Here is a 6,546-nt window from a genome sequence, read left to right as displayed (position 1 = left end):
ATCGCCCAAGACGACACATCAACCAGCAATCACTGCTTCTCGGGCAAATATTATGCTTATAACGAGCATTCGGGTGGTTTGGGGAACATGGATTCGGTTGCAGATGCTCTGGCGCTTATTGCTCAAAATGAGCCGAACGTGACGTTTGATGTGTCTAACATTGATTACCAGTTAAGCAATAGTAATAAATATGGTGGTTTGACGTCTGAGTCGCAGCTACAAGACTTCTTGGGTTCTGATGCGAGCTCGATGAAAGGATCTGTACCGAGTTCCACCACCGATGGCGTGATGCTGTTGACTGGCGCAGTGTTCTTGGCTGCAGGGACTTATTCGCTGAAAGTGAATGCGGACGACGGTTACTTTATTAAAGTCGATGGTCAAGTGGTTGCTCAGTACGACGGTATCCAGTCTACGACTGAACGTGTTCATGACACCTTTACCTTAGATTCAGATGGTTACCACAGTGTCGAAATTGTCTATTGGGACCAAGGTGGCAATGCCGTTTTGGATATCGCCATTGGCCAATATGAAGACGGAACCCTTGTGGGGAACTTCTCTCCACTGCTTGATGCGCCAGTGCTGGGCGATGAACTCTGCATGGTTCAAGATGGTAGTCTCACGATTGCCCCATCTGTTGTTCTGGCAAACGACTCTGATCCAGATGGTGATACATTAACCATTATCTCTGTCGATTCTCCGTCGACTGGGACAGTGACTCTGAACGAGGATGGGACGATCAGCTTTAAGCCAGCGGCTGGCTTTAATGGCGATGCGACCTTTACCTACACGGTGCAAGACAGCGATGGATTAACCGATTCAGCCACTGTGACTGTGCACGTTGAACCCGTGTCGGATGGTCTGTCTGTGACGGCCTCGCTCAATAGCGTTGATAATTATGTGGTTGATTTCGTGGAACAGCTTGAAGAGAACCACGTGAATGACGGTTATCAAGAAAGTGCACGCCTTTGGGGTAACAGTGAAAACAATGTCCTGATTGGCGATGAATCTGTTCAGCAAATATTCGGTCGCAGTGGTTCGGATATTCTGATTGGTGGCAACGTGACGAATGGTACGTTGGATCTTTACGGTGATGATACTGGCGGCAATGGTAACGACACCCTGATTTCAACGTCGCTTTCGGTCACGACAGCATATTACGGTGAAGGTGGGACTGATGTTGCCTATTTACCGGGTTCACTTGCTGATCTTGAACTGATCCAGCGAGACGATTGTGATTCGTTTGACTTGCGTTTGAAAGATAAGGTTACCGGCGCATTCCATGACTTTTACAGTATCGAAACGCTGTATTTGAATGATGGCAAGTACGAGATCAGTGATGGCAAACTCGTCAAGACCGCCGACTTATTTGAACTCAATATCGACGTTGATCTCAACGATGCTGATGGCAGCGAAGTCGTCACAGAGGTCATTGTCTCCGGTGTGCCAGATGATGCGACATTATCTGTTGGTACCAACCTTGGTGACGGACGTTGGAGCATTCCGGTCAGCGCTCTGGATTCTGATGGCAAAGCAACCGTCGTGGTTGAAGCGTCGACAGGTACATCACCAGAATTATCAGTGACAGTCGGCGCACAAGAAGTTGACCTCAACGGTGAAGCGTTGGATCTCCCTAAATATGCATCAACAGACATTGGTTCTGTTGGTCTGCCAGACAGCGCGCCAAACGGTGACAACACAGTGGAAGGTGGAAAAGGCGACGATGTGTTGATGGGCGATATTGGCGGTTATGTTGTCAGTGTTCAACCGGGTGTCAATTACAATATTGCTCTAATTATTGATACGTCAGGTTCGATGAAGTTTGACTTAGCCGGCAATGACAATGGTTTCAGCAATAGTTACCAAAGCCAGTCACAGTATAATGCTTCGCGAATGAAACTAGTCATTGATGCTCTCACAAACCTTGCTACAGATTTAGTGAATCATGATGGTGTTATCAATATTAATCTTATTGGTTTTGAATCTAGTGCTCACTCAGCGCTAACACTTCAACTCACCGCTGATAACTTGCAGCAATTGCTGACAGAAATTCAAGATATGGATGCCGAAGGGGGCACTAACTACGAAGCGGCGTTTGATTTAGCGAGTAATTGGTTTAGTCATCAGCCAACAGAGGGCTATGAGAATTTAACTTATTTCCTAACGGATGGGGATCCAACCTTTAGTAATAGTGGTGATAACGGTGCGGGCAATCAAACGGATTACCGGGATATGTATGACGCGTTAGAGGCATTCAAAGACTTGAGCAGTCAGAGCGCCGTACATGCGATTGGTATCGGTAGTGGTATTACAGAAGGCCGGTTGATGTTCTTTGACAATACATCAGAAACGTCATTGCAAGCTGTTGAAGGCCTGTATGTTTCGAATAAAGTCTTGCATTTTGATGATGGCACTCACGCTCAGCTAACACAAACCGATGGTTCAGGCAGCGTGTACTATGCAGACGATAAATTGGTGATGACTGATCCCGATTATAAATGGAGTGATAACAGATCTGCGACTAGATACGTTTCTGAAATGACCTCAATTGTCGATGATCATTCAACTATTAAGTTTGATGTTCGTGTTTCTAGAGGCGATTTTTTCTGGGAGTTATACCATGCTGATGGAACACTTGCTGCGAGTGGATCAACGGGCCACTCGGAAACTATCAACATTGACGTAGCGAACGCAGGTACGTACTACTTTGAATTCAACTTTGAAGGTGATAGAGATACCGATGGGTATAATGGAAGTAGTAAGGCGTGGGCAGAAGTTGGATCAATTGATACTTACATCCCTTACTATGCTCAAGCTGGCGAAGTCCAAATTGTAAATTCAGCTGATGAACTCAAAGCCGCACTGCAAGGTGCCGAAACCATCACTGACATTGCGGAGATGGGCAACGATACGGTCAACGGCAATGAAGGCAACGATATCCTGTTTGGTGATTCAATTAACACGGATGGTTTACCATGGGCAGATGTGGGCGTTGATGCTGACTCGAAAATTGGCGCAGGGTACAACGGATTGGTTGAATTCTTAGAACTGCGTGATGGGGTAACACCGTCTCAGGTCGATATCTATGAATTCATCAAAGACAACCATGAGTTATTTAACGTCGCGGGTGATACTCGTGGTGGTGACGATATTCTCAATGGCGGCGCTGGGGACGACATCCTCTATGGCCAAGGTGGTGATGATACGCTCAATGGTGGTGCGGGGGATGACATTCTCATTGGCGGGTATGGCAACGACATTCTGACCGGTGGTGATGGTCATGACCTGTTTGTCTTCGGTGGTGAAGGAGCCCTCAACGCTGCCGTCGATGGTCAGTTTAAGAACCACATGGATGTCATTACTGACTTCCATGCAGGCGATAAGATTGATTTGTCACACATGCTCGACGAGACGTCTTACAGTTCGATGGAAGATCTATTGGAAAACATTGAAGTGACAGTGGATGGTTCGGAGCTTGAGCTGACGATTGCCGCGAACAATTATACGCAATCCATTGTGTTGAATGATGGGGCCGTTGAGTTCGATATTAATAGCCAATCAACCAGTGCAGACATCACCACGCTGTTACATGACATTATAAAAGTGGATAACAACTAACTGATAAAGCCCATCAATTGATGGGCTTTTTTCTTTTTGAACGTATACTTTTTGAACGTATAAACATACGGTGCATTCGTTGGACTTAACACCTTGTTTAATCGCAGGTTGTGGGTGCTATCTACGCAAACAATTGACATTATTTTTTCATAGCCACGGTCGTTTAGGTTATGATTGTCGGCAACGAAATCGATGAGTAATGATCAATGCAGCTAAGTGCGAAAAAGACTGCACAATTTTTTATATCTAACGAATATCATCAAGTTGGACTTGAAGATGAGCGGGTTGTGCTCTCGTCGCATCTGAGTGAAGAACGCATTCCGTTCAATGTCTGGAATGGTCAGATTAAAATTCATCGTGGCTTGGTTTGGGGAGCGCTTCAATTTTATGCCCATGAAGAACAGGGCGTGCAGCGGTCTTGGTTGGTTCAAGGGTTGCCTTGGCCGGAATGTCGTCAATTTGCCCATAAACTGGTCGCGATCTATCAGGAATGGCACAATCGTCAATGTGCCCAACTCAGTCACTACCTGCCGAAATGGCAAAATGAACTGAGTTATTTGCAGCGTTTACCGTCATTCTTACCACACTCTTTGGTTGATCACTGGGTCACGTCGGTGTTTGATGATCTTTCAAGCATGGGCATGACGCTAGAAGAGGCGTATCAGCGCTTACCTGAGCATATCGAACTCTTGTCCCCTTGGTTGCTTGATACCAGTGAATCCTTGTTGGAACGCAATCACCAGTGGATCGAAAATGAACGCCTGAACTGGGAAGTCTTGTTCTCTAAATTAGAATCGTCTCCGCTGAATGTGTCGCAGCAACAAGCTGTTTTACTCAACGATGATCACAACTTAGTCTTGGCTGGTGCGGGCTCGGGTAAAACCAGTGTGTTGACCGCTCGTGTCGCGTACTTGCTGCAAAGCCATCTGGCCAATGCAGAAGATATTCTGTTGGTCGCATTTGGTCGTGATGCCTCGAAAGAGATGGAGCAACGCCTGAGCGACAAAATCGGTCTTGCGGCGGAAAAGGCGCGCGTGAACACTTTCCATCAATTGGGCTTGTATATTCTCAATCAGGTAGAAGGTCAGAGCGTGGTGATTTCGCCGATTGCGCTGGATGACAAACTCAAGAAAGCGTGGTGTATCGACTGGCTCAAACGCCATTGGATGACGCCGACCAACTTCAAACGTTGGCAGAAACATTTGGCGAAATGGCCGATTGCCTATTTGGCAGGAGATGATGAACTGGGCAGCCACGTGGAAAACCCCAAACTCATCGCTTGGCTGGAAAAACAGCTGGATCAGCTCGCACAGCTCAGCATCAGCAAAAAAGAGATTCAACAGCGTTTGGTTGAGCATCCGGATTACGCGCGTTTAAATAGCGAACTGTCGCTAACTTGGCCGTGTTATCAAGCTTGGCAACAAATGCTAAAAGAGAGCAATCAGATTGATTTCAACATCATGATCAGTCGCGCGACGGATTATGTCAGAAAAGGTAAATTCGATAGCCCGTGGAAATTCATCATGATCGATGAATATCAGGATATTTCGCCGCAGCGTTTGGAACTGATTCAGTCTTTGTGTGAACAGAAACCCAATCACACCAATTTGTTTGCCGTGGGCGATGATTGGCAGTCCATCTATCAGTTTGCTGGCTCGGATGTCAACCTCACGACCGATTTTTCCGCGCGTTTCCCGCATTCCACAGTCCATTACTTGGATACGACGTATCGATTCAATGATCAAATTGGCAGCGTTGCCAACCGATTTGTACAGGAAAACCCAAGTCAGGTGCCCAAAGCTCTCAACAGCTTCAAAACTCAAAAACAAAAAGCGGTTTATGTGGCACCAAGTAACCATGTGGAAAAAGTGCTGGATCAACTCAACCGTCAGGCCAGTGGCATGAAAACGGTCTTGTTACTTGGTCGAAATCATTATCACAAGCCAGAACTTTTGCGTGATTGGCAGAATCATTACTTGTCACTGCGTATCGAGTTTATGACTTGTCATGCAAGTAAAGGGAAAGAAGCGGACTACGTGATTGTGCTGGCAGTGGATGAAGGGCAGTTCCCGGCACGCGTGAAGAGTTTGCATTTAGACAGCGCCTTGACGCAGTCGTCTGATCGTTTCCCTTACGCTGAAGAGCGCCGCTTGTTTTATGTGGCGATGACGCGGGCGAAAGACAAAGTATGGATCACGCACAGCGGGAATGGTTCGGCATTTGTGCAGGAATTGCTGGCCGGCGACTATCCGGTTGTGAAACAGAAATAACGACTCCCTTTATCGGATAAGGACAAATGGATGAGCAAGACGCTAATTTTAGTTGATGTGCAGAATGATTTTGCACCGGGTGGCGCATTGGCGGTACCGGAAGGTGATGTGATTGTTCCGGTCATTAATCGACTTCTCCCTCATTTTGATCATGTCATTGCGACCAAGGATTGGCATCCTGCGGATCATGCGAGTTTTGCTTCAGTGCAAGGTAAATCGATTGGCGATATGGTGGATCTCGACGGGGTCAGCCAAATCATGTGGCCGGATCACTGCGTGCAGCATACCGATGGTGCGGCGTTTATTCCCGGTTTAAACACCGACGAGATCGAGTATGTGGTGTACAAGGGCACCCATTCGGCGATCGACAGCTACAGTGGTTTTTTTGATAACCAACGCCAGCAAAGTACCGGACTGGCCGATTACTTGAAAGACAAGGGCATTGACGACGTTTACATTGTCGGTTTAGCGACGGATTACTGCGTGAAATTTACCGCACTCGATGCCGCATCGTTGGGGCTTCAGACCACAGTGATTGCCGATGCGTGTCGCGGCGTGAATCTGTCTCCGGACGATTCCCATCAAGCATTCGAAGCGATGAAGGCGTCCGGATGCCGCGTGATCTCCTCCGATGAATTTCTGGCATCAATCGGCTAAGTCG

Annotated in this window: 3 protein-coding genes; all 3 read left to right on the top strand. The window is 47.1% G+C overall.

What is annotated here, in order from left to right; genetic code table 11:
- The first annotated feature begins 87 nt into the window (after positions 1 to 87).
- The 3 genes from ACF8PK_RS02100 (at position 88) to pncA (ending at position 6,542) form a co-directional block, all read left to right on the top strand.
- Positions 88 to 3,615: an Ig-like domain-containing protein gene (locus ACF8PK_RS02100; RefSeq protein ID WP_392439899.1), complete on the top strand. Its 3,528-nt coding sequence runs from the start codon at positions 88 to 90 to the stop codon at positions 3,613 to 3,615.
- Between the two features lie 206 nt (positions 3,616 to 3,821).
- Positions 3,822 to 5,885, top strand: a complete 2,064-nt coding sequence (gene helD / locus ACF8PK_RS02095; RefSeq protein ID WP_392439898.1) for a DNA helicase IV — start codon at positions 3,822 to 3,824, stop codon at positions 5,883 to 5,885.
- Positions 5,886 to 5,915: 30 nt separating this feature from the next.
- A complete protein-coding gene (pncA, locus tag ACF8PK_RS02090; RefSeq protein ID WP_014257400.1) occupies positions 5,916 to 6,542 on the top strand; it encodes a bifunctional nicotinamidase/pyrazinamidase in 627 nt (208 codons plus the stop codon).
- Positions 6,543 to 6,546: the final 4 nt, after the last annotated feature.

Origin of the sequence: Vibrio sp. CJQ_6 (assembly GCF_043106745.1) — a bacterium.
Taxonomy (GTDB): Bacteria; Pseudomonadota; Gammaproteobacteria; order Enterobacterales; family Vibrionaceae; genus Vibrio; species Vibrio furnissii.
The sequence above is the reverse complement of the archived record's forward strand: the minus strand, read 5'-3'. Positions and strand labels throughout refer to the sequence as shown.